General features: G+C 73.5%; 2 protein-coding genes. Both read left to right on the forward strand.

Annotated features, from left to right (window positions below):
* Window positions 1–681 (forward strand): squalene/phytoene synthase family protein (locus ABZ260_RS50960; RefSeq protein ID WP_355633161.1); only part of this gene is annotated, 681 nt, incomplete at its 5' end.
* Window positions 596–1519, forward strand: a 924-nt coding sequence (plsX, locus tag ABZ260_RS50965; RefSeq protein ID WP_355633164.1) for a phosphate acyltransferase PlsX, incomplete at its 3' end; no start/stop codon positions are given. The genes ABZ260_RS50960 and plsX, both read left to right, overlap by 86 nt.

The raw sequence follows: 1519 nt of genomic DNA on the forward strand, positions 1-1519 counted from the left end.
CCAAGGTCGAGCATACGCCTCGACGGCCGAAACGCGCTGGTGAAACGATCTCGCGGTGAGCGGCGACGACTTCCTGAGGGTGGCGGCGCCTGGGCGCGGCTCGGCCACTCGGCCGGCACCCCGTTCGCCCTGGACCACCGTTTCCCCCAGACCGCCTGGTTCCGGCCGGCGGGCGTGGCCCGGCTTGTCCCGGGGCTGCACTTCGCCGGCATGTACACCGCGCCGGGGGTGGGGGTGCCCCCGGTACTGATCTCCGGCAGGCTCGCCGCGGAACGCGTACTGGAGACCCCCCCGATGACCCCGACCGCGAGTTACGAGCTCTGCCGCAGGCTCAACGCCCGTCACGGTCTGGCCACCCTGCCGCTGCCCGTCTGGAAGCGGCCGCACGTGCACGCCCTGTACGGCTTCGCCCGCTACGCCGACGAGATCGTGGACTCCTTCACGATGAGCGGCGACAGGGCAAGGGCACTTGACGGCCTGGCCGCGCGACTGGCCGTCACGCTGGAGGGCGGCACCACCGACGATCCGGTGCTCCCCGCGTTCGCGCAGACCATGCGCTTGCGAGGTCGTCCAATGCTGTCGTCGGGAGGGTGTGATGTCGGAGCCGGTGGCCGTCGACGCGATGGGCGGAGACCACGGACCGGGCGAGACGGTCGCCGGGGCGGTCACGGCCCGGCGTGAGCTCGGAATCCCCGTGGTGCTCGTGGGCCGCTCCGGCGCCGTCCGCGCCGAGCTCGCCCGCCACGGCGCCGTCGGCGAGATCGGCGTGGTGCACGCCGAGGACGTCGTCCCGATGACCGAACGGGGCGCGGGAGCGGTCTTCTCCACCACGACCAGCCTGACGGTCGGCTGCGACCTCGTACGGCGGAAGGAGGCGTCGGCGTTCGTGTCGGCCGGTTCCACGGGCGCGGTCGTCTCGTGCGCCATCCACGGCATCGGGCGTGCCCCGGGCGTCCTGCGGCCCGCCCTGGCCATCGCGCTGCCCTCGGTCACCGGCGGCGCGACCGTGCTGATCGACGCCGGGGCGACCTCCGACCCCACCCCGGAGATGATCGCCCAGTTCGCGCTGCTCGGCGCCTCCTACGCCCAGCTCGTGCTCGGTGTCGCCGACCCGTCGGTGGGCCTGTTGTCGATCGGCTCGGAACCCGGCAAGGGCAACAGGCTGACCCGCAGGGCCGGTGAGCTGCTCGCCGGGCTGCCGTTGCGCTTCTGCGGCAACGTGGAGGGACACGACGTGCTCGCGGGCACCGTCGACGTGATCGTCACCGACGGTTTCACCGGGAACGTGGTGCTCAAGAACGTCGAGGGTTCGGTGCGGGCCGCGCTGACACTGATGGCGCGTTCCGGTGCCGCCGGAGCCGAGGAGTTGCGGGCGGTGGCCCGCCGCTACGCCCCGGAGGCCTACGGCGGGGCGGCGCTGCTCGGCCTGATCGGCACCGTCGTCGTCGCGCACGGTTCCTCGCGGGCGGCGACGATCGCGCGCGCCTGCGCGGTGGCGCACGATCTCGCCGAGGGCGGG

The sequence above is a fragment of the Streptosporangium sp. NPDC006013 genome, from assembly GCF_040614275.1.
In the GTDB taxonomy this organism is placed as follows: domain Bacteria; phylum Actinomycetota; class Actinomycetes; order Streptosporangiales; family Streptosporangiaceae; genus Streptosporangium.